The following is a 25,085-nucleotide window of genomic DNA, read 5'->3' on the forward strand; positions in this document are numbered from 1 at the left end:
TGCGAGCGTCAGAACTGGAAAGGCACTTTGACGAGAGCGAGATTCTCCCGCGTCAGGGTCGCCGGTGCAGGATCAACGATGACAGCGGCGCGAATGCGCACATCCCGTATCGGCCTTGTCGAGCAGGGACACCTTGCCGCCACTGTCGGTGTTGAAGCAAAGTGTCCGCACGAAGATAAGCGCTATCGCATTGACTGGTGCCGGCCCGCGCGCACGCCTCGTCCTTCGAGACGGCGCTCACGCGCCTCCTCAGGATGAGGCTCATCGGCGTCAGTGCTCGTTGGCTATCTCGACCAGCTCAATGCGCCGACACCGTGGTCGACAAAGATGATGCCGCATCGTCTCGGCATGGTGCGCAGCCAGTGCCGGATCGCCGCGAGCTTTGGCGGCGGCATCGCAGGCTCGCGAGGCGCAAGGACGTCAGCGACGAGCCAATACGCAACTTTCACTCGCCGTCACTCCTCTCGAGGGAGCTGATGCATTGCCTTCAGGCTGACGTTCACTGCTCTCCGGCTCCGCGGCGCTCCCCCTCAATGGCGTCCCGTTTCGAATTTCGGAAGTGATCTATGCCATAGGCGATCATCACTCCGACAATCCACCCGATAAAGATGCCTAGGTTGGTCCAGTGGCCGAACAGCTTCTCCTCAATCCAGCCGCCCCCCCCAGACTGAGATGAGCCCTAAGATCACCTTCAATAGAGTAGTGCTCGTTTTTTCCTTCGAGAGCACTTCTCGCCTCCCTTGCAACGCTCAGTGCTAAGCATATTGACGCCGACGGACCAACTCCGAGCGAAATCGATCTTCTAGCGTCGCCCGGCAGCTGCGCGCATCAGCTTTCGCGCCCCTTAAGCAGCGCAGATCAATTTCAGATCAGCTTCGAACCTGATGCTGCGCTTGCCCGCAAGCGCCGTGCCCTCGAGGAAACCGCCCTTGGCATCGCACGTCCCGGAAAAACCAATTCCAATCTCGTGTCCGCCGAATACCGGGTCTTCCCCTCGCGCTGGCGTATGCTCTTGATTGACCATCTGCCCTCTCCATCGACCGCTGGAGGAGGAATATGACCCCAGATAGTAGAAGAAAGCATCGCCACCCAAGATGCGGCCGTTGTTCAATAGCATCACCCCAGTCAGGCCGCCGGGGACGCCGTCCAAGATTTTCAAATGGATGGAGTACAATCCGTTGGAAATGCCACCTTCACCAATCATCCCGGGCGCCGGAAGATCGCTTTCATCCAGGGGTGTCATGATGGATCGAAAGACGGCGCCGGGCACCTGCGGGGAACTGCCCTCGAAGTGAAACGCCTTACCAACGGCTCTTCCAACGACTGAAATTGACGAGACGTCGGAACCGAGTAGAGACTGATGATCGGCACCAAAATTGTGTCGTCGGCTGGTCACTTCGACACGGATTGAGTCCCCTTCGACATGGTAATTCCCAATATGAGCAAACCCGGAATTACCGCCCAGCAACTTGCCCCGGCGCACATACGTGACGCTCCGTCCAACCGCTTGATTGATCGAAAATTCGCTTTTGAAGAGGCCGTCGAAAGTGCTTGATAACTCGTTCATCCGGCACCACCGATTGACTCGGACTCCTCTTTTGCTCAGCGGCTAGACTCGGAAGACCGAGAGTACCGTTCGATTATTTCGACATCGGATTCGATGACGCTCTCGCGATAGCCGAACAAGTTGACGTCTGAGTTCAGGGCAGAGCAGACTTGCTCTGCCCTGCCCGTGGTTCGCTACTAGGCGCGCCTGCGTTACCACCACTAGCACCACCAAATCCATTCAGTCAAAACCGATAGTTGATGCCGCCCTTGGCCGTATGAAGCTGAACCTCGGTGTCCGTGAACGACGCGCCGGGGAATGCAAGAGCATTGCCGTTCGACTTTCCGAGATTGATGTAGATGTACTCGGCCTTGAACGTCCAGCGCGGATCGAAAGCCCATTCAAGGCCGCCACCCGCGGAGAAGCCCACCTGGACCTCCGACGAGGATGCACTTCGCGTCAGGGCCGGGAAGAAGCCGTTGAAATTGGCGATGTTCGGCGTGGCGAGATTGGAGGTGAAGATGCTGTTCTTGACGTGGCCCCAGGCGAAGCCACCGGTACCGTAGATCAGCACATTGTTCGCCGCGTATCCGAGACGTCCGCGGACCGTGCCGAACACATCGATTTCCTGCTTGAGATTGAATACGCCGGTGAAGGCGCCATTGTCGCCGCCGATCGTTCCGGTGACGCTGAAGGGGCGGCTCGCCGTTTCCCTGATGGCAGCGCCGCTGACATCCGCTTCCAGACCGTACACGAACGCGCCGGACTGCCAGTTATAGCCGATTTGGCCGCCGCCGAATCCGCCCTTGGGGCTCACATCCAGGGTGAACGGCCCAGTCCCGCCCGTGACGACATAGCCGGGCACCGTCCCGGTTGCGAGCGCGCCGGGATCGAAGGTCGCGGTCGGATCGCTCCAGCCATAACCACCATGCACGCCGGCATAAAAACCGGTCCAGCTGAATGCGACCGGCGCGGGCGGCGCCTTGGTGTAGGCCCTGCCGAGATCGGCCGCGAAGGCGGCGTGGGAGAGACAGAGAGCCGAGACCAGGAGAGTACCGGAGACGATGGATTTCATGACTTCCCTCAAATCGCGCCGAGAGGCGGCGCACCCATGGAACGACTCAGTAGCGGCTTTTCGCCGGCCTATTTCATAGAGGTGATCGCAACCACCGTCTGCATGCGCGTTTGCCACCGTGCACCTAGTCGCAATAGCAGAAGCCATAAACCGCGCCGATCTTCGCAATGTGAATATCTGCACTGGTCTTTCGCGACGTGGTGTCTGCGTTCGACCTGAGAATGGTCGTGGCGCCCTGGATCTGCGTGCTCGAGCTGGTCCGTGTCTCGTTGCGGTCGATGTCGAAATGCATGTAGCGATATTCGCCGCGCAGTGACCATCGTTGAGTGAGCTTGAATTCGCCGCCCGCGCCAGCTGTATAGCCCGCCACCCACTTGCCGTTCGGCCCGTTGACGCCGCCGGGGTCGGGAAAGGTGAAATGACCCAGCGCCAGGCCGCCGAGACCGTAGAGCATCAGCTTCGGGGTCACGAGATAGCCGGCCCGGCCGATCACCCCGACGTTCGAACGCAGCTGCTCACTGGCTTGCATCGTGCTCGGATTGACCCTTGTGGTCACGACACCGTTGAGAACTTGACGGGTGTTGCTCGTTTGCTCGCCGGTCATCTTGAAGGCAACATCCGAGAACAGCGTGCCTTCGATCTGACCGCCGGCCACGATATTGCCGGCCCGCCAATTGTAGCCTGCGAACAGATCGACCATCGAGCCCGTCGTGTCACCGACGGCACTGCCACGGCTCGTCGTGTTGCTGACAAAATCCGTCGTCAGCACCGCGCCGTTGAAGTTCTGCTGGGCAGAGTCAGCAGTCGAAGCGAGAATTTGCCGCGCGCGGCCTGCGCCGGCGGCAAAATAGGCGCCGAGATAAGGGCCAGCCCAGTGATCGCTGGGGGCGCCGGGCAGCGCCGCCATGGCCGAGCGAGGTCCTCCTTCACCGAACCGGTAGACCATACCGATCCTTCCGGTGTGGAAGTCGGCATTGATCTGACGGTTGGTGCTGTCGACGGACGAAGAGGCGCTGGAGGATCCCGTCGATTGCGAGCTCGATGAGAAGCTGCTGGTCTCGTTACGGCTGAAGCCGTAATGCGTATAGCGATATTCGCCGCGCAGCGACCAGTTGCCTGCGAGCTTCACCTCACCGCCGGCGCCTAACGTATAGCCGGCCACCCACTTGCCGTTGGCGTCGCTGCGGCTGAAGTCGCCATCAGGGTAGGTGAAATGGCCCAGCGCCAGGCCACCGAGGCCGTAGAGCAGCACGTCCGGCGTCACCAGATAACCGGCCCGGCCGATCAGGCCGACGTTCGAACGCAACTGCTGCTGGATTTGGTTGCCGGCGGTTTGCGAACCTGTGGTTGTCGTGGTGACGACGCCATTCGTGGTATCGACGGAGGAGAATGAGTGAGGGCCGATGGTCTTGAACGTAACGTCGGAAAAGACCGAGCCTTCGATCTGACCTCCGGCCACGACATTGCCGGCGCGCCAATTGTAGCCCGCGAAAAGATCGACCATCGAGCCGGTCACGTCGCCGACGGGACGGCCGGCCGTCGATTGGGTGCCGGTGGACGTCGTGGTCCCGACGAAGGTGGAAGTGCTCGTGCTGCTGCTGGTGCCCGCGATGGTTTCCGCGGCACGTCCGGCACCGGCACCGAAATAGGCACCGATATAGGGTCCCGCCCAGCCGTCGCTCCAGGCCGGGCCCGGCAGTGCCGCCACCGCCGACCGCGCTCCTGACGCGCCGAATTGGTAAACCAGTCCAACCTTGCCGACGTGGAAATCGGCATCGATATGCCGCCGGTTGACAGTGCTGTTGGTGGACGTGGTGGTGCCGCCACCCGATACGGACGTCTGCGAGTTGCCCCACGGTTCGTTGCGGTCATATCCGAAATGCATGTAGCGGTATTCGCCGCGCAGCGACCAGCTGTCCGTCAGCTTGACCTCGCCGCCGGCGCCCGCGACATAACCGGCCACCCATTTGCCGTTCTTGCCGCCGACCTGCGCTTCCGAATCGGGAAAACTGTCGGGATAGGTCAGGTGCCCCAGCGCCAGGCCGCCGAGGCCATACAGCAGCACATTCGGTGTCACCAGATAACCGGCCCGGCCGATCACGCCGACGTTCGAGCGCAATTGCTGCCGGTCCTCGATGCTGTTCGTCCCCGATCTTGTCGAGGTGACGACGCCGTTGTCGCTCGAAACCGAGCTGTATGCCTCGTTACCGACCGTCTTCGTGGTGACGTCGCTGAACAGGGTGCCTTCGATCTGCCCGCCGACCACGACATTGCCGGTTCGCCAATTGTAGCCCGCGAACAGATCGACCATCGAACCGGTCATGTCGCCGGCGAGATTGCCGAATCCTGATTGCGTGAACGCAGACGTCCCCCCGAGAGTGCTGACACTGCCTTCGTCGTCGATTCTCGTGGAGGTCTGCCTTGCGCGCCCGACGCCGGCGCCGAAGTAAGCACCGATATAGGGGCCGGCCCAGCTGTCACCCCAGGCGCTTGCGAATGAAGACCCGCGTGCTGCCGGCGGTATCGCCGCCATTGCGGACAGCGGTCCGGGATCACCGAATTGGTAGACCAGACCGATCTTGGCCAGGTGGAAATCGGCATCTGTACGTGACGAAGAGGCTTCGCTGCTGGTCGACACAAAAGTGGTTGCGCCCGTCGCCGAGCTGGATGTTGCGCTGCTGGCTGCGCTCCGGTTGAAGCCAAAGTTCAGATACCGATACTCGCCGCGCAGCGACCAATTGCCGGTCAGCTTCAACTCGCCGCCGGCGCCGACCGTGTAGCCGGCCACCCATTTGTTGTTGTCACCGCCGAAAGGATCGGCGCCGTCGGCAAAGGTAAAGTGACCGAACTCGAGGCCGCCGAGGCCATACAGCAGCAGATCCGGACGAGCGAGAAAACCGACCCGGCCGATCAGCCCGACCCGCGAGCGCAGCTGCTGGTTGCTCTGCACGATTGCCGTGCCGGCAGTCGTCGAGGTCACCGCCCCGAGCAGCACGTTGGTGCTGACGCTGTTGAGCGTCTGGTTGCCGAACGGCTTCATCGCGACATCGGAAAAGACCGTGCCTTCGACCTGCCCGCCCGCCACGATATTCCCGGCCTGCCAATTATATCCCGCGAACAGGTCGACCATCGAACCGGTCACGTCGCCCGAAAGATTGCTCGCAGTCGTTCCGACCAAGGTCGAGCTCGACGTCACCACGCCGGCGTTGGTCGAGACAGAACTGCTACCGAAACTGCCGGTCGAGGATTCCGTCACACGTCCGGCACCCGCGCCGAAATAAGCGCCGATATACGGCCCTGCCCAGCTATCGATCCAAGCCGGTCGGGGCGGCGCCTTGATCGGCAGGTCGGCGGCCAGAGCTCCTGCAGAAACCATGATCGAGGCGCCAGCCAATGAAGCGCCCGTCAGTGTCAGCTTTTTCACTCCAACCCCCAATTCCAATTCCAAGGAAGCTGCTCCAAACTACAGGAGCGCCTCCGGTCGCAAGGCGTAGTGCACCACGCCTTTGCCGCCTTCGTTTCACGGCTAAGTTACTGACACGAAATAGCATAGGCTTCTTGTCCTGGCCTGCACCCGAGTTGGACGATCCCGCATCGTCTCGTCTTTTCGGACGCCCATGTTGCTCGGCGGACACATTTGCGGGGCTCAGCGCATGACGAAGTTGGACAACGGCGCCTGACTAGGACTGGGGCGAACAGCCAATCAGTTCCGGCAGAGCGTGCGGCGCTTTACCGCATCTGTAACGCTTGCGCCGCGACCAACTCTGCCGCGGTATCGCGCTACATCCACAGCTTTGCCGTGCAACGATGTCCAAGGTCGTATTCGCTTCGGATCAGCTTCCCGCGCATCTTGACGAACGTTCGCGCCAACGGCTGTGGCTCGACCTGTTCACCGATCATTTGTGCGCGGCGGACATTTCGTTCTTTCCCGATGCGCCGTTTTATTCGCGGTCCGAATTCCTGAAATTCGGCGATATCGCGGTCAGCCAGCTCGACTCCAATATTCAGACGGCAGTGCGTACCCAGCGTCACGTCGAAGCTGACAGCCGCGGCGACTACATCATCGGCACCATGCTCAACGGTACGAGTTCGCTGATCAGGCAGGAGGGCCGCGAAGCCATTCGCGGCGTCGGGCAGGCGATGCTCTATACCAACGCAGCGCCGATCGCGGCGCAGCACGACGGGCCGGTCGCTATTCGCTGCGTCACGGTGCCGCGCGCGCTGCTGGCCGAGCGGCTGCCGAATTTCGAGGACCTTGCCGTGAAGCCGTTGGCTGCATCGCCGGCCTTGCGTCACCTGGAGCGCTATCTCGCCATCGTCATCGACTCCGATATCGATGCCGACCTTGTGCTGAAGGAGAACATCAGTACGCATCTCATCGATCTGGTCGCGCTGGTCCTCGGCGCCCGCGGCGATTCAGCCGAACTTGCGACGCGCCGCGGGTTGCGTGCCGCGCGGCTGCAGGACGTGATCGCAGATATCAGGGGGCGTTTCGCTGATCCGTCGTTTTCGCCGAGCGAGCTTGCGCGCCATTTAGGGCTTTCGCCGCGTTACGTTCAGGAACTGCTCCAGGAGACCGGATCGAGCTTTACCGAACGTGTCACTGAGCTGCGGCTGCAGAAGGCACGGAAGATGCTGCTCGACTCGCGCTACAACCGATCGAAGATCACCGATATCGCCTATGCCTGCGGATTCAACGAGGTGTCGTACTTCAACCGCTGTTTCCGCCGCCGCTTCGGAACTTCGCCGAGGCATTATCGCAGCGATGTCGGCGAGCCGATGTGATCGGACGCGCAGTCAGGCGATCCGCTGGCTCGCGTTTACCTGCACCATGATAGCCTTCGATCGCGTCGTGGCTGCGGCTTGCCAGGCGGAGACACCTTGCCGCCGCTGTTGGTGTTGAGGCAAAGTGTCCGCAAGAAAGTCAGGGCTATCGCATATGACTAGTGGCGGCCTGCGCGCACTCCGCCCTCATCCTGAGAGCCCGCCTAAAGCGGGGCGTCTCGAAGGATGGCCGCAAGGAGAAGCTTTCAAATGCGATAGCCCCGCGCAAGGCAGGGAGGTCAACATGTCACTGCTCGGCAAGGCCGCCGTTGCGATGTGGTGGAGCGTCCGCCCGGAGCAGCGCAGCGAGTTCGGCGACTGGCATTCGCACGAGCACTTTCCCGAGCGGATGAGCATTCCCGGCTTTCGGCGGGGGTCACGCTGGACCAGCACGACGGACGCCGAGGGCTTCTTCGTGCTCTACGAACTCGAGCACTACGACGTCCTCACGTCGAAGGGCTATCTCGACCGGCTCAATGCGCCGACGCCGTGGTCGACGAAGATGATGCCACATCATCTCGGCATGGTGCGCAGCCAGTGCCGGATTGCCGCGAGCTTTGGCGGCGGCATCGCAGGCGCGCTCGCCACCATCAGGCTGTCGCCCCACGTCGGACGCGCCGCCGAGCTGCAGGCCCACCTTCTCGATACGCTCGGCACCCTTGCCTCGAAGCCGGGGCTGACGGGAGCCCACCTCCTGCTGACCGATACGCCCAAGACGAGTTCGCCCACGACTGAACAGCAGATCCGCGGCAATGATGGTGCCGCCGACTGGATCATTCTGGTGTCAGGTTACGATAGCGATGCGGTTGACGCTGTCATCGCCGGACAGCTCTCGCCGCCATCGCTTCAAAGAGCGGGCGCGCAGGATGGTCCGACGCTCGGTCGTTACAAGTTGGCGTTCTCAATGACACCGAATGACGTTGCGGCATAGGCCGGAGCCGATCAAGGAGCGCGCCGCTGCTTCGCGAAGAACTTCTTTGCCGCGGCTTGAAGTTTGCGCCCATCGTTTGGTCGTAGACCGAACAATGAGCGCCTCCTGAATTCATTTGGGCGTCGAGCTCTTCTTGGTAGATTGTCCGCCAGGGGTGCTGCTGCCTGAGCCGTCCGTGGTGCCGGTCGACGAGGTCCCGGTCGTCATGCCGCCTTTGGTTTTGTCATTGTTCTTCGTGGTGTCGCTTGTTCCGCCCACCCCGGATTGCGCGCCTCCCTGTTGCTGACTGGGTTGCGCCATTGCGGTGGATCCCATGATCGAGGCGATCACTGCGCCCAGCATGAGCTTCTTGATCATCTGACTGTCTCCTGTTCTGATCGCGAACAACACGTCGCAACGCTCCGTGTTCCTCACCTGCAGTGGTTAAACCTGGACGGAGCTTCTGCGCTCGGCGGCCTCTGCGCAGGGGCAGGGTTCTCGCGTATGAGCAGTACAGCTTTGGGCACGATAGTCTCCACATCGTCATGGCCGGGCTTGTCCCGGCCATCCACGCCTTGCCACGCAGCACAAAGAACGTGGATGCCCGGGACAAGCCCGGGCATGACGACCTCTAGTGAATCTGCAAATGCGATAGCCCTTTGCGCGGAGGGATGTGCATCCGGCCCGATTGGCGGCGGGCTCGCGAGGTTGACCGCCCCTGCGACAAATAATCTGCAAGACCCCTGTCGGATCGGCGGCTTGCCCGTCGTCCTCGTGACATGAATGGGCCATAGAGGCCAGCTCGGGCCCATCAATCATCGAAGGATAACAACCATGCCCAATACTGTCCGCCTGCACCGCGTTCTCGCCACCAGCCCGGAGAAGGTCTATCGCGCCTTCCTGGAAGCCGACGCGATGGCGAAATGGCTTCCGCCGAACGGCTTTACCTGCACCGTTCATCATTTCGAGCCCAAGGTCGGCGGCACGTTCAAGATGTCGTTCCGGAACTTCACCACGGGCAACAGCCATTCGTTCGGCGGCGAATATCTCGAGCTCGTGCCGGGCGAACGTCTCCGCTACACCGACAGGTTCGACGACCCCAACCTGCCGGGCCTGATCGAGGTGACGGTGAACCTGAAGAAGGTCTCTGTTGGTACCGAGATCGACATCACGCAGGCCGGTATCCCCGACGTCATTCCACCGGAGGCGTGCTATCTCGGCTGGCAGGAATCGCTGCGCAATCTGGCCAAGCTCGTCGAGCCGGAGATCAACCAGTAGCGACAACATCACTATCGTAGGGTGGGCAAAGCGCAGCGTGCCCACCGATGCTCTCTCGAGCTTGCAGGATGGTGGGGCACGGCGCTCCGCGCCTTTGCCCACCCTACGGCACTATTCGATTCGATTGACAGATCTCCCCACGTCGCCATTGCGAGGAGCAGGCCCCCCGCCTGCCGTCCAGCGGTCGGGATCCGGACTGTGCCCGATCAGCGCCAGGCCATAGGCGATCGACTCGAACTGGTCGCCGGACATCAGCCGCTCGTTGCCGAAGCGGTCGGCGAACAATTTTCGGACCGCAGGCACAAACGAGGTGCCGCCGGTCAGAAACACCTTCTCCACCTCGCGCGAGGCGATGCGGGCCTCGGCCAACACCTTGTCGACGGTAGCACCTAACCGGGCGATGTCGTCGGCAATCCAGGCTTCGAATTTCTTCCGCGTGATGGCCGCGCCGATCTCGACGCCGCCGCCCCTAAAGCGGAAGTCCACCTCGTCCTGCGCCGAGAGCGCCACCTTGGCGTCGGACACCGCGCGGTAAAGCGCAAAGCCGAGGTCGAGATCGACGATAGTGATGAAGTCCTCGAGCAGCTCGGGCTTCAGCGCGGTGCGCTGGAGCTCGCGGAGCTCGCGCAGATCGCCGTTGCTCTTCATCATCGCGAGCTGATGCCAGCGCGCCAGGTTCGTGTAGTGCCCGGTCGGGACCGGCAGCACCTTGTCGAACGAGCGGAAGCTGGAGCCCTTGCCGAGCCGCGGCGAGACGATGTGGTCGACGATGCGATAGTCGAAGGTGTCGCCGGCAACGCCGATACCAGCGTGGCCGAGCGGCTCGGCGCGAAGAACGCCGCCCGCACGCGAGAAACGCATCACGGAAAAGTCGCTGGTGCCGCCGCCGAAGTCGGCCACCAGCACGGTGGCATCGCGCTCCAGCCTGCGGGCAAACGAGAATGCCGCGCCCACCGGCTCGTAGACATAGCGCGCGTGGCCGGCGCCCAAGCGCTCGAACGCGGCGCGGTAGCGCTGCATCGCCAACGCCTCGTCGGGATTGCCGCCGGCAAAGCGGACCGGGCGGCCGACCGTGATGTTCGCCGCCTCGAAGCCGAACTTGTCCCCGCCGTGGCGCGCCAGCGTGCGCAGGAATGCCGCCAGGATGTCCTCGAATTTGTAGCGCTGCCGGAAGACTTGCGTGGTGCTGAAGCTGGAGCTCGCTGCGAAGGTCTTGAACGATTGCAGGAAGCGGTAGACGTGGCGTCCTTCGAGAAACTGCTCGATCGCCCATGGCCCGCCCTCGGCCTGGGCACCGGCGCCCGGCCGGTCCTCCCAGAAGCACAGGGCCGACACGTAGACGCTGTGGCGCTGCCCGCTATGGTCGAAGCGAATGGCTTCGACCCGACGGTCGTCCGCCGCCAGCGCAACGACCGTGTTGCTGGTGCCAAAATCGATGCCGATCGAGACGGCGGGCGAGGCGCTCGACATGAACCACTCTGAATGATGCTTGGAAAGGGGGCAGAGCACTAACGGCTTTGCCGTCCCCTTGCAAGACCTGGTCCGAGATGGTCGAGCCCGGACCTCACGCCGGGTGGCTGGCAGGCACGTCGATCAGTTGGACTGATCGCCTCGACGCCAGGCCGGAAACGGATCGGCGAGAGCGGACCATGCGGCGATGTCCATGGTGGACGTATCAGGGACAAGGCATGCGTCCAGCCTGCCACGGATCTCGGCTTCGTCCATGCCGGTGCCGATGAACACGATCTCCTGGCGACGATCGCCGTACAGCTTGTCCCAATACTGGCGGAGCCGCTTGCGCCAGGCCTCATCGTTCGGCCACCGCTCCTTTGGAACGCTCGCCCACCAGAACCCCAGCGCTTCGGTCCTCACGATCGCTCCCGCCTGGCTGATCTCGCCGAGCCATTGCGGCCTCGTCGCCAGCCAGAAGTGACCCTTCGCCCGGATCACGCCTGGCCAGGATGCCTTGACGAACTTGTCGAACTTCGCCGGATCGAACGGCCGGCGGGCGCGGTAGACGAAGTTCTTCACGCCATATTCCTGCGTTTCAGGCACGTGGTCGGCGAAACCATAGAGCTCCTTGTACCAGAGCGGATGCTGCTGGGCCTTCTCGAAGTCGAACCGGCCGGTGTTGAGCACGCGGTCGAACGGCACGCGGCTGTGATTGGCCTCGATGATGTCGGCTTCGGGATTCAACGAGCGGATGATCTGCCGTGCCGCCTCGCGCTGTTGCGGCGAGGCATCGTCCACCTTGTTGAGGACGATCACGTCGGCGAACTCGATCTGCTCCACGAGGAGATCGACTAGCGTCCGCTTGTCGCCGTCCAGCGCCTCGCCGCGCTCGCCGAGGAACTCGGTCGAGGAATAGTCCTTCAGCAGGTTGGCGGCGTCGACCACCGTCACCATCGTGTCCAGGTGGGCGATGTCGGAGAGGCTTTCGCCCTCTTCCGAGCGGAAATCGAACGTCGCTGCGACCGGGAGCGGCTCCGAAATGCCCGTCGATTCGATCAGCAGATAATCGAAGCGCCCGCTTTCGGCGAGCGCACGTACTTCCCTCAGGAGATCGTCGCGCAGGGTGCAGCAGATGCAACCGTTGGTCATCTCCACCAGTTTCTCATCAGTCCGCGAGAGGTTGGCACCACCATCGCGGACCAGATCCGCATCGATGTTCACCTCGCTCATGTCGTTCACGATTACCGCCACTTTCAAGCCGTGCCGATTGTTCAGGACGTGATTCAGCAAAGTGGTCTTTCCAGCCCCGAGGAAGCCGGACAAGACGGTGACGGGGAGTTTGGGCATGGAGATCGAACAGCCTCTTGAGGGGAATGGGTCGAGGACGACGAGACACGGCATCTCACTATGTAATGTTATAACATTACATTCTTTATTCGACTGACCGTGTCAAGGCGCTCGGCCCGCCCAGGGTTCACCGCCTATGCCGCAATGCGGAAGAAAGAATGCTGCTATGCAAACAAGACCATGGACGCTGGCATCTGGCATACATAGTGTGTTCCCAGAAATGAGGCAGCAAGACTGACTGTTCTCAAGAAAGGGATTTCCGATGTCCAAGACCGCTTCCGTCGCTCTCGCGCCCTCCTCCTCGCTGTTCGCCCGCCTGATGGCCGCGATCGACGGCCTGCTGCTGGCGAGTGCCGAAATCTCCAATCGCAACGGGGACTTGCCGCGTTTCGGCCTGTAAGCAGATCGTCGCTGCCTTCACCCCAAGGGGGGTGATGGCAGACAGCCAAAGACGCATTGTTTGACCAAATGGCCCCGCCTGTCGGGGCCATTCTATTTTGCAGCGCCGTCCCCTCACGCGCGAGCGCAACTGCGACGATTAGTCCGCCGAGGCCAACCGACGATTCCGGTTGTTTGTCTACTGGCATTTCGCATACCATCCATTCAAACAAGAATGGTTGCACGATTCAAAAGTGTAAGGACGGGGAAGCGTAACGCAGGACGGAAGGCCGAGTGGCAAGTTTGCCGCGCCCTTGGCGAAGCCTAAGCCGAAAGATGCGGATGCCGCGCGTTATCCCTGCTCATACAGTTTCTATCGGGACGGCCATGGGTGCTAGACCGCAAGGGTAATCCCGGGGCATGTGACTCGGGATGGGCTGACGCAAGCCGACAAAGAGCGGCTGCGTTGAGGGTTCGACAGGGAGTGAACAAGATGAAGCCATTCGTTCTGAATGTCGCGTTGGCGGCAATGGTGATGTCGTGCGCGAGCAGCACCGCAAGCCGTGCCGCCTGGGAGCCGGTCCGTCCGGTCGAGTTCATCGTGCCCGCGGGCACCGGCGGCGGCGCCGACCAGATGGCGCGCACCATCCAGGGCATCGTCACCAAGCACAATCTGATGAAGCAGCCGCTGGTCGTCATCAACAAGGCCGGCGGCGCAGGCGGTGAAGGCTTCCTCGATGTGAAGACGTCGGCGAACAATCCGCACAAGATCATCATCACGCTGTCGAACCTGTTCACGACGCCGCTGGCGACGGGCATCCCCTTCAACTGGAAGGATTTGACTCCGGTCGCGATGCTGGCGCTCGACGAGTTCGTGCTCTGGGTCAATGCCGAGAAGCCGTACAATTCCGTCAAGGACTATGTCGAGGCCGCGAAGAAGGCGCCGAGCGGCACGTTCAAGATGGGCGGCACTGGATCCAAGCAGGAAGACCAGATCATCACGGTCGGCATCGAGAAGGCGATCGACGCCAAGTTCACCTACATTCCCTACAAGGGCGGCGGCGAAGTCGCGGTGCAGCTCGTCGGCAACCACGTCGATTCGACCGTCAACAACCCGATCGAGGCGGTCGCGCAATGGCGCGGCGGCAAGCTCCGTCCGCTCTGCGTGTTCGACGCCCAGCCGATGGCCTATGACGAGCCGATCGCCGACGGCAAGGCCTGGAAGGACATTCCGACCTGCAAGTCGCAGGGCCTTGCGATGGAATATCTCATGCTGCGCGGCATCTTCATGTCGCCCAAGGCCACGAAGGACCAGGTCGAATATTACATCGAGCTGTTCAAGAAGGTGCGCGCCACGCCGGAATGGCAGGAGTTCATGAAGAGCGGCGCCTTCAACACGACCTTCCTGACCGGCGCCGATTACGCCAAGTGGATCGAGGCGGAGGAGAAGCGGCACGAAAGCCTGATGAAGGAAGCCGGCCTTCCTCGCATCGAATTGAGCCTGGCATCGATGACGGCCGAGGATGCTGCGCGTCCTCGCGCCGGCAGCGACTGCGAAAGACTGCATTTCCGCCTGGAGGCTTCATGACTGAACGATCCCGATCCGAATCCGGCCCCGCACACAAGACGCTGGAAATCGGCATGGCGCTGCTGATCGGCGTGTTCGGCCTCATCGTGATCTTCGGCAGCCTGAAGGCTGGCATCAACTGGGGTGCAGAAGGCCCGCGTGCGGGCTTCTTCCCCTTCTATATCGGCGCCGCCATCGTCGCCTCGAGCGCCATCAATCTGTGGAACGCGCAACGCGACGATGACGGCCGGCTTTTCGCGGAATGGGGTCAGCTTCGTCAGGTCATGAGCGTCGTCATTCCCACGGCAATCTACGTCGGCTCGATGCCGTTCGTCGGCCTCTATGTCGGCTCCATGGTGTTCATTGCCTGGTTCATGCGCTGGCTCGGCGGCTATCGCTGGCTGACGATTGCCGCGATTGCTATCGGCATGCCGGTCGTGACCTATCTGGTTTTCGAGCGCTGGTTCCTGGTGCCGCTTCCCAAGGGACCGATCGAGGAATGGCTCGGTCTGTGAGAGCTGCGCCGTCATCCCCGTTATTGCTGCAGGACATATCGACATGGAAGAGTTAGCCAATCTGTTTCACGGCTTCGCGGTCGCCCTGCAGCCCTACAACATCATGCTGATGGTGATCGGCATCACGCTCGGCGTCATCATCGGCGTGCTGCCGGGGTTAGGGGGGGCCAACGGCGTCGCGATCCTGCTTCCGCTGACCTTCAGCATGCCGCCGACATCGGCGATCATCATGCTGTCCTGCATCTATTGGGGCGCATTGTTCGGCGGCGCCATCACCTCGATCCTGTTCAACATTCCCGGCGAGCCATGGTCGGTAGCGACCACCTTCGACGGCTATCCGATGGCGCAACAGGGCAAGCCCGGCGAAGCCCTGACGGCGGCCTTCACCTCCTCCTTCATCGGCGCGCTGTTTGCCGTCATCATGATCACGCTGGTCGCGCCGCTCGTCGCGGGCTTTGCGCTGCGATTTGGTCCGGCGGAGAAGTTCGCGGTGTATTTCCTCGCCTTCTGCTCCTTCGTCGGCCTCAGCAAGGAGCCGCCGTTCAAGACCATCGCCGCGATGATGATAGGCTTTGCGCTCGCGGCGGTCGGCCTCGACTCGATCACCGGGCAATTGCGGCTGACCTTCGGTGTCACCGAATTGCTCAACGGATTCGACTTCCTGATTGCCGTGATCGGCCTGTTCGGCATCGGCGAGATCCTGCTGACCATGGAGGAAGGGCTCGCCTTCCGCGGCGGCAAGGCCAGCATCAACCTTCGTGTCGTGCTCCAGACCTGGCGCGAGCTGCCCGCCTATTGGATGACCTCGCTGCGATCCTGCCTGATCGGCTGCTGGATGGGCGTCACGCCGGCCGGCGCGACGCCGGCCTCCTTCATGAGCTACGGCATCGCCAAGCGCCTAGCGCGGCGCGGCAACAATTTCGGCAAGGGCGAGATCGAGGGCGTGATCGCGCCGGAGACGGCCGCACACGCCGCCGGCACCTCGGCGCTGCTGCCGATGCTGTCGCTCGGCGTGCCCGGCTCGCCGACCGCCGCCGTGCTGCTCGGCGGATTGCTGATCTGGGGCCTGCAGCCCGGGCCCATGTTGTTCGTCGAGCAGAAGGAATTCGTCTGGGGCCTGATCGCCTCGATGTATCTCGGCAATCTCGCCGGCCTCATCGTCGTGCTCACCTGCGTGCCGATCTTCGCCGCGATCCTGCGCGTGCCGTTCGGCATCATCGCGCCGCTGATCCTGGTGCTCTGCGCAATCGGCGCCTACTCGGTGCACAACAGCACCTTCGACGTGATGCTGATGCTGGTGTTCGGGGTGCTCGGCTATCTCTTGAAGAAGTGCAATTACCCGCTCGCGCCCCTGGTGCTCGCCATCGTGCTCGGCGACAAGGCCGAGGAAGCCTTCCGGCAATCGCTGCTGGGCTCGCAAGGCTCGCTCGGGGTGTTCTTCTCCAACGGCCTCGTCAGCACCATCATGGCGCTCGGCTTGGTCGCCCTGTTCTGGTCCGCGATCCAGGAAGGCTACAGCCGGCTGCGCACGTCGATGGCGTGAGGCGGGATCTGCGCAATCCGCATCGCTACCGACGCCAAATTGCCGCACTCAGACTTCTGGAATATAGAATTCCAGGGAGTGGCGCGTCGGTAGACGCCCCGCGCCTTTGCCCGCGAGCCAGCGCGCAGGTAGAGAAACCTCCGAGAGCGCAACTGCCAGCAGAGATCTCGGCCACACGCCCTGACAGAATAAATATCGTAAAATCAATACATTGCATGGGCAAAGCTCGAGCTGGCGCCGGCACTGGCAACAATTCGGGCTTTACAAGCCCGCGACCATGGCGCATGTGAACAAGCCTGCGCTATTTCGCCGCACTCTCCCCTCGATCGCTTGAATCTTGGCATATTGCATACCAGAGTGCGCGCCAGCGCATGCATAACAATGATGGGCGCGTTTGGGAGGGTTTTTGATGACGGACATGGTGCAGTCGGCAGCAGCGGCCCCGAGTGCCGCGCGCGTAAGCGATGCCTATCGCTGGGCGCAATTGGCGATCGGTGTGGCGGCGATGGTGATGATCGCCAACTACCAATATGGCTGGACGTTCTTCGTCCCCGACATCCAGAAGACGTTCGGCTGGGATCGCGCCTCGATCCAATGGGCCTTCACGCTCTTCGTGTTGTTCGAGACCTGGCTGGTGCCGGTTGAAGGATGGTTCGTCGACAAATACGGCCCGCGCATCGTAGTGCTGGTCGGCGGCGTGCTCTGCGCCATCGGCTGGGCGATCAACGCGCAGGCGACCTCGCTGAACGGCTACTATCTCGGCATGATCATCGCAGGCATCGGCGCCGGGGGCGTCTACGGCACCTGCGTCGGCAACGCGCTGAAATGGTTTCCGGACAAGCGCGGTCTTGCGGCCGGCATCACGGCGGCCGGCTTCGGGGCAGGCTCCGCGCTGACCGTGGCGCCGATCCAGGCCATGATCAAGGACAGCGGATTCCAGACCACCTTCCTCTATTTCGGCCTCGGACAAGGCATCATCATCTGCCTCCTCGCCTTCTTCCTGCTCGCGCCGAAAGCGGGCCAGGTGCCGAACGTGGTGGCGAATGCCAATATCATCCAGACCCGGCGCAACTATCAGCCGACCGAAGTGCTGCGCCAGCCGATCTTCTGGCTGATGTACTTCATGTTCGTGATCGTTGGCGCGGGTGGACTGATGGTCACCGCGAACCTGAAGCCGATCGCGGTTGACTGGAAGGTCGACAGCGTCCCGGTGACGCTGATGGCGGTGACGATGACGGCGGTGACCTTCGCGGCCACGATCGACCGCGTGCTCAACGGCCTGACGCGTCCGTTCTTCGGCTGGATCTCCGACATGATCGGCCGCGAGAACACGATGTTCATCGCCTTCGGCATGGAAGGGTTCGGCATCTGGATGCTCTACCTCTGGGGCCACGATCCGGTCTGGTTCGTGCTGCTCTCGGGCTTCGTGTTCTTCGCCTGGGGTGAGATCTACTCGCTATTCCCCTCGACCTGCACCGACACGTTCGGCACCAAGTTCGCGACCACCAATGCCGGCCTGCTCTACACCGCGAAGGGCACCGCCGCGCTGTTGGTGCCGATCGCCAACTACATGCAGCAGACATCGGGGACCTGGGACAGCGTGTTCATCATCGCGGCCGGCGCCAACATCCTGGCTTCGGTGCTGGCGATCGCGGTGCTCAAGCCCTGGCGCAAGATCGTGGTCGCGAAATCGACGATCTGACCGGCGGCACAATTCAGCAAGCACGACGCCCGGCCTCACGGCCGGGCGTTTTTCTTTGGCGATCGCCGCATCGTCTCGCCGGGGCGCGGGCGAGCCACCAAGAAGTGACAAGTTAGGGCTTGCAATCTGGAATATCGTATACCAATCTTCGCGCCACGCCTGCGACGATAAGCCACAATACTCGCGACATCAGGTCGTCTTGCGATCCTGTGTCACAGACAATCAGGCGGTTTGGGAGGTTCTCGATGATTTCCAGCCCGGGCGGCGCCGCCACCGCCGCGCCGCTTCGCTCCGGTTTCCGCTGGCTCCAGCTCGGCATGGGCATCGTCTGCATGGCGATGATCGCCAATCTGCAATATGGCTGGACGCTGTTCGTCGATCCGATCGATGCCGCCCACCACTGGGGGCGCACCGCGATCCAGCTCGCCTTCACCAATTTCGTCGTCACCGAGACCTGGCTGGTGCCGGTCGAGGCCTGGTTCGTCGACAAATACGGCCCGCGCATCGTCATCATGTTCGGCGGCGTGATGATCGCACTGTCCTGGATCCTCAACGCCTCCGCCGACAGCCTCACCGTGCTCTATGCGGCGGCGATCGTCGGCGGCATGGGCGCGGGTGCCGTGTACGGCACCTGCGTCGGCAACGCGCTGAAACTGGTTTCCCGACCGCCGCGGCCTCGCGGCGGGCGCGACCGCCGCCGGCTTCGGCGCAGGGGCCGCGATCACCATCGTGCCGATCGCGAGCATGATCGCCTCGAGCGGCTATCAGCACGCCTTCCTCACCTTCGGCATCGCCCAGGGCCTCGTCGTGTTCGTGCTCGCCTTCTTCATCCAGCCGCCGCGCCTCTCCATTCCGCCGAAGAAGAAGCAGCTCAACCTGCCGCAGACCAGGATCGATTTCACCCCGCCGCAAGTGCTGCGCAGCCCAGTTTTCTGGGCGATGTATCTCGTCTTCGTCATGGTCGCTTCCGGCGGGCTGATGACGGCGGCGCAGATCGCCCCGATCGCGCACGACTACGGGATTGCCGACACACCGGTGACGCTCGCCGGCTTTCAGATGGCGGCGCTGACCTTCGCGATCTCGCTCGACCGCATCTTCGACGGATTCGGGCGACCCTTCTTCGGCTGGGTCTCCGACACGATCGGCCGCGAGCCCACCATGTTCATCGCCTTCGGCACCGCCGCCTTGATGCTGCTGACGCTCTCGGCCTATGGCCGGGTGCCTGTCGTTTTCGTGCTGGCGACCGCGGTGTATTTCGGCGTGTTCGGCGAGATCTATTCGCTGTTCCCCGCAACCTGCGGCGACACCTTCGGTGCGAAGTTCGCAACCACCAACAACGGCATGCTCTACACTGCGAAGGGCACGGCTTCCCTGCTCGTCCCGCTCGCGAGCGTGATCTCGACCGCCTATGGCTGGAAGGCCGTGTTCGTGCTGGCGGTGGGACTGAACGCCATGGCGGCGCTGATGGCGCTGCTCGTGATCAAGCCGATGCGCCGCGCCTTCATCCACGGCCAGGAAGCCGAGCGCACGGACAAGGCGACCGGCACTGCCAAGACCAAGACGGCGTGAGCGGCTGAACCTTGCCGGCTTGCGAAGGGGCGCAGCGATGCGGCCCTTTCTTTTTGGCACGGCGATAATGTCAGTACGCCTGTCGCAAGATTTTTCGGATCCGCCAAATCCAGCGCTTGACGATTGGCATTATGTATACCACACTTCCTCACCACTCACCCAGGAGGTTGCAATGCTGGTCGGAGACATTCTGCGCAAGAAGACGCCGCGCGTCGTCACGGTGCGTATGAACGAAACGGTGGGGATCGCGGCCAAGCTGATGCGCGCCAACAATATCAGCGCGCTGGTGGTCAAGGATGTGGTCCGCTCCGAGGGCAACACCGCGGTTGGCATGTTCACCGAGCGCGACGTGGTGCGCGCCGTCGCCGAGCACGGTGCGGGCGCCGTCAACGTCAAGGTCTCCCAGCTGGTCTCGGTGCAGCAGCTGGTGTCCTGCACCTCCACCGACACGATCGAGCACGTCCGGCATCTGATGAACCGTCATCATATCCGCCATCTGCCCGTGATCGACGATTACAGCCTCGTCTCCGTCATCAGCATGCGCGACATCGCCGCGGCGATGGACGAGGCGCTCAACGGCACGCCGCAAGCGGCGGCTTAAAAGCATGATCCGGAAAAGTGCGCAGCGGTTTTCCGACAAGATCAATGCTCAAACAATAGACTAAAGCGCAGCGCGCTTTAGAGCGGCAAAACTTCCCCCTGCGACTGCCGGCCCCGGCTCGGATCCTTCCGAGCCGGACCGGATCTTTCGTCCCAAAATCCGTCTCTGCTCGCGAGGATTTCATGAAGATCTGCATCTACGGCGCCGGCGCGATCGGCGGATACCTCGGGGTTCAGCTCGCGCGCGCGGGCGCTGACGTCAGCCTGATCGCACGCGGCGCGCACCTTGCCGCCATGCGCGAGCGCGGCCTGACACTGCTCGCGGGCGAGGAAAAGCACACCGTTCATCCGCGCTGCACCGATGACCCCACTGAACTCGGCGTGCAGGACTTCATCATCATCACGCTGAAGGCCCATTCGATCACCGGCGTAATCGAAAAGATGCAGCCGCTGCTCGGGCCTCACACCCGCATCGTCACCGCCGTCAACGGCATTCCCTACTGGTACTTCTACAAGCACGGCGGCCAATATGAGAACTCGACGCTGGAGAGCATCGATCCCGGCGGCCGGCAGTGGGGTGAGCTGGGGGCCGAGCGCGCCATCGGCTGCATCGTCTATCCCGCCACCGAGATCGAGGCGCCCGGCGTGATCCGTCACGTCTACGGCAACAACTTTCCGCTCGGCGAGCCCTCGGGCGAGATCACCTCCGACGTGCAGCGCCTCGCCGATCTCTTCGTCGCCGCCGGCCTGAAAGCTCCCGTGCTCGACCGCATCCGCGACGAGATCTGGCTGAAGCTCTGGGGCAATGTCTGCTTCAACCCGATCAGCGCGCTGACCCACGCCACGCTCGACGTGATCTGCACCGATCCCGCCACGCGCGCGCTGTCGCGCGCGATCATGGTGGAGACGCAAGCCATCGCCGAGAGCTTCGGCGTCAAGTTCCGCGTCGACGTCGAGCGCCGCATCGAGGGGGCGCGCAAGGTCGGCGCGCACAAGACCTCGATGCTGCAGGATCTCGAGCGCGGTCGCCCGATGGAGATCGATCCGCTCGTCACCGTGGTGCAGGAGATGGGCCGGCTCACCGGCATTGCCACGCCCGCGCTCGATTCGGTGCTGGCCATGGTGACGCAGCGCGCCCGCATCGCCGGCCTCTATGACGGCGTCTCGACACCGGCTGATCCGCGCGCACTGGCGGTGGCGTGATGACGAGCGTGACCAAATGGCTGCGCTTCCGCCATGCCGGAACGACGGGCTTCGGCACGCTGACGTCCTCCGGCATCACCGTGCACGAGGGCGACATGTTCGGTCGCAACGCCGCAACGGGCAAGATTTTGGCGCTCTCGGAGGTCGAGCTGCTTGCGCCCTGCGTGCCCAGCAAGATCGTCGCGCTCTGGAATAATTTCCACGCGCTCGCGGCCAAGCTGAACCAGCCCGAACCGCCGGAGCCGCTGTACCTGCTCAAGGCCACCACCAGCATCGCCACACCCGGCGCCGTGATCCGCCGCCCGTCCTATTACGACGGCAAGACCACCTATGAGGGCGAGCTCGGCATTGTCATCGGCAGGACCTGCGCCCGTGTCTCGCCAGATGAGGCCGACGGCTGCATCTTCGGCTACACCTGCGTCAACGACATTACCGCCAACGACATCCTGACGCGCGACCCCACCTTCGCCCAATGGGCCCGCGCCAAGGGCATTGACGATTACGGTCCGTTCGGCCCTGTGATCGGGACCGGTCTCGATCCGGCAAAACTCACCGTGCGCACCATCCTCAACGGCGCTGAGCGGCAGAGCTACCCGATCTCGGACATGATCTTCAGTGCACAGGAGCTGGTGAGCAGGATCTCCCACGACATGACCCTCTTGCCCGGCGACCTCATCGCGGTCGGCACCTCGGTCGGCGTCGGCGTGATGAAGGAGCCCGTCAACACGGTGACCGTCGCGATCGACGGCATCGGCGAACTCACCAACGAGTTTCGGCTGTAGACTTTTTCGCCGCCGCAGAGCAGCAAAATTGATCTGGCGCAAATCGCGCCGTCGCGGCCAAGGCTACCCTCCCCGGCAAAAGATTGATTTCTGATGCAAGGGAGGACGCAATGACGAATGCCGGCAACGCACTGCTGTGGACCGTGCTGTACTTCGCTCTCTCGTTCGCCGCGATCTTCGTGGTCTGGTTCGCCGACAGGATCCGGTCGAACTTGCTCGGGAAGAAATAACCCCGGGCAGGTTGGTTCGTCCTGGCACTGGCTGGCCGGCCCGGATGCAAGGGCCGGCACAGGACGTGCGCGCCACCTCGCATCTTTCCGCAGCGCCTGGCGTTGACGGAATCCCGGTGCTGCGCGCTCCCGGCAAGCCCAGCGGACCCCTGTCAGCACCAAGGTTGGTCGCGCTCCGAAACATCCAGTCACATCACATCTTCGCGCGCCCGAGCAATGCCGCCAACATGTCCCGTGCGCGCCGCAACTTGGACGTATTCGGCCGCCCTTTTGGAAGGCGTGTCTGGGGGCACGGCATGACCGTGTTTGGACCAAACCTTCTAGGGGTATCGCTGTGAAGAAGATTGTATTTGCTCTGGGTGCCACGCTTGCTTTTGCGACGGCTGCAAACGCTGCGGATCTGCCGCGCCGGCAGCCCGTGCCAGCCTATCCGGGCGAGCAGGCGCCGATCGGCAAGATGCCGATCGGCAAGAGCCCGATTGGAAAGGCCCCGATCGGCAAGGCGCCGGGCCCGGTCGCCGCGCGCTACTGACGCGCGGCAAAGGACGCGCCACATTCGTGGCCTATGGTCGAGGGGGAATAGCGTGACGAACAAAGCTGGTCGATCGGGATCCTGCATCCTCGCGGGCTTCGCTCTTGCGGCTATGCTCTCATGCACGACGCCCTCGGCCTCGGCCCATGAGACCGACAAGCAGACCGACAGGCGCGTTGCCGATGCGAACGCGCTTGCTACGACCGATACCGCCTCGCGGCCTCAGCCGCAATCGACGCGGCGCTCGGTCGCGCGTGCGGAGAAAGGCCCCTATTACGTCGACTTCCGCGCCCGCACGGCCGCGAGCTGGGGCCATGCCTTCGTCTGGTACGGCAAGACCAGCGAGAAGGCCGTCGAGGTTGCGGGCCTGACACCGGCCGGCGACACGCTCGCTTACGTGCTCGGTCACATCACCTTTGTGCCATCCGAGACCGGTGCCAGCTATGGCGATCTCGATCCGGAATATCTGACCGCGAGCTATCGGGTCTACCTCAACGAAGCCGACGCCAAGCGCGTGTTCGCCTACATCAAGGAGTTGCAGGCCAGCTCTCCGGTCTGGAATGCCGAGACCATAAACTGTACCGGCTTCATCGGCGACATCGCGGAGTTCATGGGATTGAAGGTCCCCCATCGCTGGCAGCGCCCGGAAAACTTCGTCAACAGCCTCAAGGAAATGAACGGCGGGCGCCAGATGGTGCGGTTGTCGGCGAAGTAGCTCTTCGCCCCATACTCGGTGTCTATTGCCCGCGGAGGCGGGCAATCCAGTATTCCAGAGACTGCGAGGGTAGAGCCGAGAGGTCGCGGCGTACTGGATACCCCGCCTTCGCGGGGTATGACGGGCGGAGTTTGAGGAAAGAGCTTGCCCTCGTCAGGCAGCAGCGCACCCCAATTGTCCGCCCCGCGGAATCTCCTCGCCTCCTGCATGGTCGCCCCGCCCCGCCGCGCAATAGACTTTTCCCACCCCCAGCGGCATCCTCCCGCCAGCCAATGGATAACAGAGCGCCACGCGGGGCGCGGGGGAAACAGATCATGTTGCAGACACGGTTCACCAAGCTCGTCGGCGTCCAGCACCCGATCGTTCAGGGCGGCATGCAATGGGTCGGACGCGCCGAGCTGGTCGCAGCCGTCGCCAATGCCGGCGCGCTCGGCTTCATCACCGCGCTGACCCAGCCGACGCCGGAGGACCTGACCAAGGAGATCGCGCGCTGCCGCGACCTCACGGACAAGCCGTTCGGCGTCAACCTCACCATCCTGCCGGCGATCAAGCCGCCGCCCTATGCCGAGTACCGCGCCGCGATCATCGAGAGCGGCATCAAGGTGGTCGAGACCGCCGGCAACAAGCCGCAGGAGCATGTCGACGAGTTCAGGAAGCACGGCGTCAAGGTCGTGCACAAATGCACCAGCGTCCGTCACGCGCTCTCGGCCGAACGCATGGGCGTCGACGCCATCTCGATCGACGGCTTCGAATGCGCCGGCCACCCCGGCGAGGACGACACGCCCGGCCTGATCCTGATTCCCGCCGCCGCCAACAAGATCAAGATCCCGATGATCGCCTCGGGCGGCTTTGCCGATGGCCGCGGCCTCGTCGCAGCGCTGGCGCTGGGAGCCGAGGGCATCAACATGGGCACCCGTTTCATGGCCACCAAGGAGAGCCCGATCCATCAGCTCATCAAGGAGAAGATCGTCGCCAATGACGAGCGCGAGACCGAGCTGATCTTCCGCACCATGCGCAACACCTCGCGCGTGGCCAAGAATGCCGTCTCGACCAAGGTCGTCGCGATGGAGAAGGAAGGCGCCAAGTTCGAGGACATCCGCGAGCTCGTCGCCGGTGCCCGCGGCAAGATGGTCTATGCCACCGGCAATTCCGACGAAGGCATCTGGTCGGCCGGCCAGGTGCAGGGCCTGATCCAGGACATCCCGAGCTGTGCCGAGCTCGTCTCCCGCATCGTGCGCGAGGCGGAGGCGATCATTCGCAGCCGGCTCGAGGGGATGATCGTTCAGCCACAACGCGAAGCGGCGGAATAATCACTGC

21 protein-coding genes and 1 pseudogene are annotated in these 25,085 nt (G+C 62.9%); 15 read left to right on the forward strand and 7 right to left on the reverse strand.

What is annotated here, in order from left to right:
• Window positions 1–284 precede the first annotated feature (284 nt).
• The 4 genes from ABIA45_RS14140 to ABIA45_RS14155 form a co-directional block, all read right to left on the reverse strand.
• Entirely contained in the window at window positions 285–449 is a 165-nt protein-coding gene (locus ABIA45_RS14140; RefSeq protein WP_271545166.1) for a hypothetical protein, read from the reverse strand.
• Window positions 450–844: 395 nt separating this feature from the next.
• Window positions 845–1,567 (reverse strand): GrlR family regulatory protein, encoded by a 723-nt coding sequence (locus tag ABIA45_RS14145; protein ID WP_271545167.1) that lies wholly within the window; start codon window positions 1,565–1,567, stop codon window positions 845–847.
• Between the two features lie 223 nt (window positions 1,568–1,790).
• On the reverse strand, window positions 1,791–2,621 hold the full coding sequence (locus tag ABIA45_RS14150; protein ID WP_404652477.1) for an outer membrane protein: 831 nt from the start codon (window positions 2,619–2,621) through the stop codon (window positions 1,791–1,793).
• A 124-nt stretch (window positions 2,622–2,745) separates the two neighbouring features.
• Complete coding sequence (locus ABIA45_RS14155; RefSeq protein WP_404652479.1) at window positions 2,746–6,045, reverse strand: outer membrane protein; 3,300 nt, start codon at window positions 6,043–6,045, stop codon at window positions 2,746–2,748.
• A 383-nt stretch (window positions 6,046–6,428) separates the two neighbouring features.
• On the opposite strand from ABIA45_RS14155, the gene ABIA45_RS14160 reads away from it, so the two are divergent.
• Window positions 6,429–7,406 carry an AraC family transcriptional regulator gene (locus tag ABIA45_RS14160; RefSeq protein WP_404652481.1) on the forward strand — a complete coding sequence of 326 codons (978 nt, stop codon included), beginning with the start codon at window positions 6,429–6,431 and terminating at the stop codon, window positions 7,404–7,406.
• A 283-nt stretch (window positions 7,407–7,689) separates the two neighbouring features.
• Window positions 7,690–8,376 carry a hypothetical protein gene (locus ABIA45_RS14165; RefSeq protein WP_271545171.1) on the forward strand — a complete coding sequence of 229 codons (687 nt, stop codon included), beginning with the start codon at window positions 7,690–7,692 and terminating at the stop codon, window positions 8,374–8,376.
• 111 nt (window positions 8,377–8,487) lie between these two features.
• Here ABIA45_RS14165 and ABIA45_RS14170 read toward each other — a convergent pair whose 3' ends face one another.
• Window positions 8,488–8,733: a hypothetical protein gene (locus ABIA45_RS14170; protein WP_271545172.1), complete on the reverse strand. Its 246-nt coding sequence runs from the start codon at window positions 8,731–8,733 to the stop codon at window positions 8,488–8,490.
• 456 nt (window positions 8,734–9,189) lie between these two features.
• Between ABIA45_RS14170 and ABIA45_RS14175 the strand changes: the two genes are divergently transcribed.
• Window positions 9,190–9,633 (forward strand): SRPBCC family protein, encoded by a 444-nt coding sequence (locus ABIA45_RS14175; RefSeq protein ID WP_157282497.1) that lies wholly within the window; start codon window positions 9,190–9,192, stop codon window positions 9,631–9,633.
• Window positions 9,634–9,744: 111 nt separating this feature from the next.
• On the opposite strand, the gene ABIA45_RS14180 is transcribed toward ABIA45_RS14175, so the two are convergent.
• A complete protein-coding gene (locus ABIA45_RS14180; RefSeq protein WP_404652482.1) occupies window positions 9,745–11,103 on the reverse strand; it encodes an Hsp70 family protein in 1,359 nt (452 codons plus the stop codon).
• A gap of 123 nt (window positions 11,104–11,226) precedes the next feature.
• Entirely contained in the window at window positions 11,227–12,432 is a 1,206-nt protein-coding gene (zigA, locus tag ABIA45_RS14185) for a zinc metallochaperone GTPase ZigA (protein WP_271545174.1), read from the reverse strand.
• A gap of 262 nt (window positions 12,433–12,694) precedes the next feature.
• Between zigA and ABIA45_RS14190 the strand changes: the two genes are divergently transcribed.
• From ABIA45_RS14190 to ABIA45_RS14245, 12 genes and pseudogenes are all read left to right on the forward strand, one after another.
• Window positions 12,695–12,832 (forward strand): hypothetical protein, encoded by a 138-nt coding sequence (locus tag ABIA45_RS14190; protein ID WP_167361641.1) that lies wholly within the window; start codon window positions 12,695–12,697, stop codon window positions 12,830–12,832.
• Window positions 12,833–13,339: 507 nt separating this feature from the next.
• On the forward strand, window positions 13,340–14,398 hold the full coding sequence (locus ABIA45_RS14195; RefSeq protein ID WP_404655672.1) for a Bug family tripartite tricarboxylate transporter substrate binding protein: 1,059 nt from the start codon (window positions 13,340–13,342) through the stop codon (window positions 14,396–14,398).
• The gene (locus ABIA45_RS14200) at window positions 14,395–14,892 is read left to right on the forward strand and encodes a tripartite tricarboxylate transporter TctB family protein (RefSeq protein ID WP_157282493.1); all 498 of its coding nucleotides are present in this window, start codon (window positions 14,395–14,397) and stop codon (window positions 14,890–14,892) included. Before ABIA45_RS14195 ends, ABIA45_RS14200 begins: the two co-directional genes overlap by 4 nt.
• 43 nt (window positions 14,893–14,935) lie before the next feature.
• Window positions 14,936–16,435, forward strand: coding sequence for a tripartite tricarboxylate transporter permease (locus tag ABIA45_RS14205; protein WP_157282492.1), 1,500 nt, complete (start codon window positions 14,936–14,938; stop codon window positions 16,433–16,435).
• Between the two features lie 409 nt (window positions 16,436–16,844).
• A complete protein-coding gene (oxlT, locus tag ABIA45_RS14210; RefSeq protein WP_271545177.1) occupies window positions 16,845–18,137 on the forward strand; it encodes an oxalate/formate MFS antiporter in 1,293 nt (430 codons plus the stop codon).
• Between the two features lie 245 nt (window positions 18,138–18,382).
• Window positions 18,383–19,706: pseudogene (oxlT, locus tag ABIA45_RS14215) on the forward strand (oxalate/formate MFS antiporter).
• Between the two features lie 172 nt (window positions 19,707–19,878).
• The gene (locus ABIA45_RS14220) at window positions 19,879–20,307 is read left to right on the forward strand and encodes a CBS domain-containing protein (RefSeq protein WP_036005729.1); all 429 of its coding nucleotides are present in this window, start codon (window positions 19,879–19,881) and stop codon (window positions 20,305–20,307) included.
• Between the two features lie 182 nt (window positions 20,308–20,489).
• Window positions 20,490–21,509, forward strand: a complete 1,020-nt coding sequence (locus ABIA45_RS14225) for a 2-dehydropantoate 2-reductase (RefSeq protein ID WP_275509121.1) — start codon at window positions 20,490–20,492, stop codon at window positions 21,507–21,509.
• Window positions 21,509–22,291: a fumarylacetoacetate hydrolase family protein gene (locus ABIA45_RS14230; protein ID WP_404652485.1), complete on the forward strand. Its 783-nt coding sequence runs from the start codon at window positions 21,509–21,511 to the stop codon at window positions 22,289–22,291. Before ABIA45_RS14225 ends, ABIA45_RS14230 begins: the two co-directional genes overlap by 1 nt.
• Window positions 22,292–22,855: 564 nt before the next feature.
• On the forward strand, window positions 22,856–23,053 hold the full coding sequence (locus ABIA45_RS14235; protein WP_198399686.1) for a hypothetical protein: 198 nt from the start codon (window positions 22,856–22,858) through the stop codon (window positions 23,051–23,053).
• A 52-nt stretch (window positions 23,054–23,105) separates the two neighbouring features.
• Window positions 23,106–23,768 carry a hypothetical protein gene (locus ABIA45_RS14240; RefSeq protein WP_225144020.1) on the forward strand — a complete coding sequence of 221 codons (663 nt, stop codon included), beginning with the start codon at window positions 23,106–23,108 and terminating at the stop codon, window positions 23,766–23,768.
• Between the two features lie 314 nt (window positions 23,769–24,082).
• Window positions 24,083–25,078, forward strand: coding sequence for a nitronate monooxygenase family protein (locus ABIA45_RS14245; protein WP_157282488.1), 996 nt, complete (start codon window positions 24,083–24,085; stop codon window positions 25,076–25,078).
• Window positions 25,079–25,085 lie beyond the last annotated feature (7 nt).

It is taken from the genome of Bradyrhizobium sp. USDA 336 (assembly GCF_044908355.1).
GTDB lineage: Bacteria > Pseudomonadota > Alphaproteobacteria > Rhizobiales > Xanthobacteraceae > Bradyrhizobium > Bradyrhizobium yuanmingense.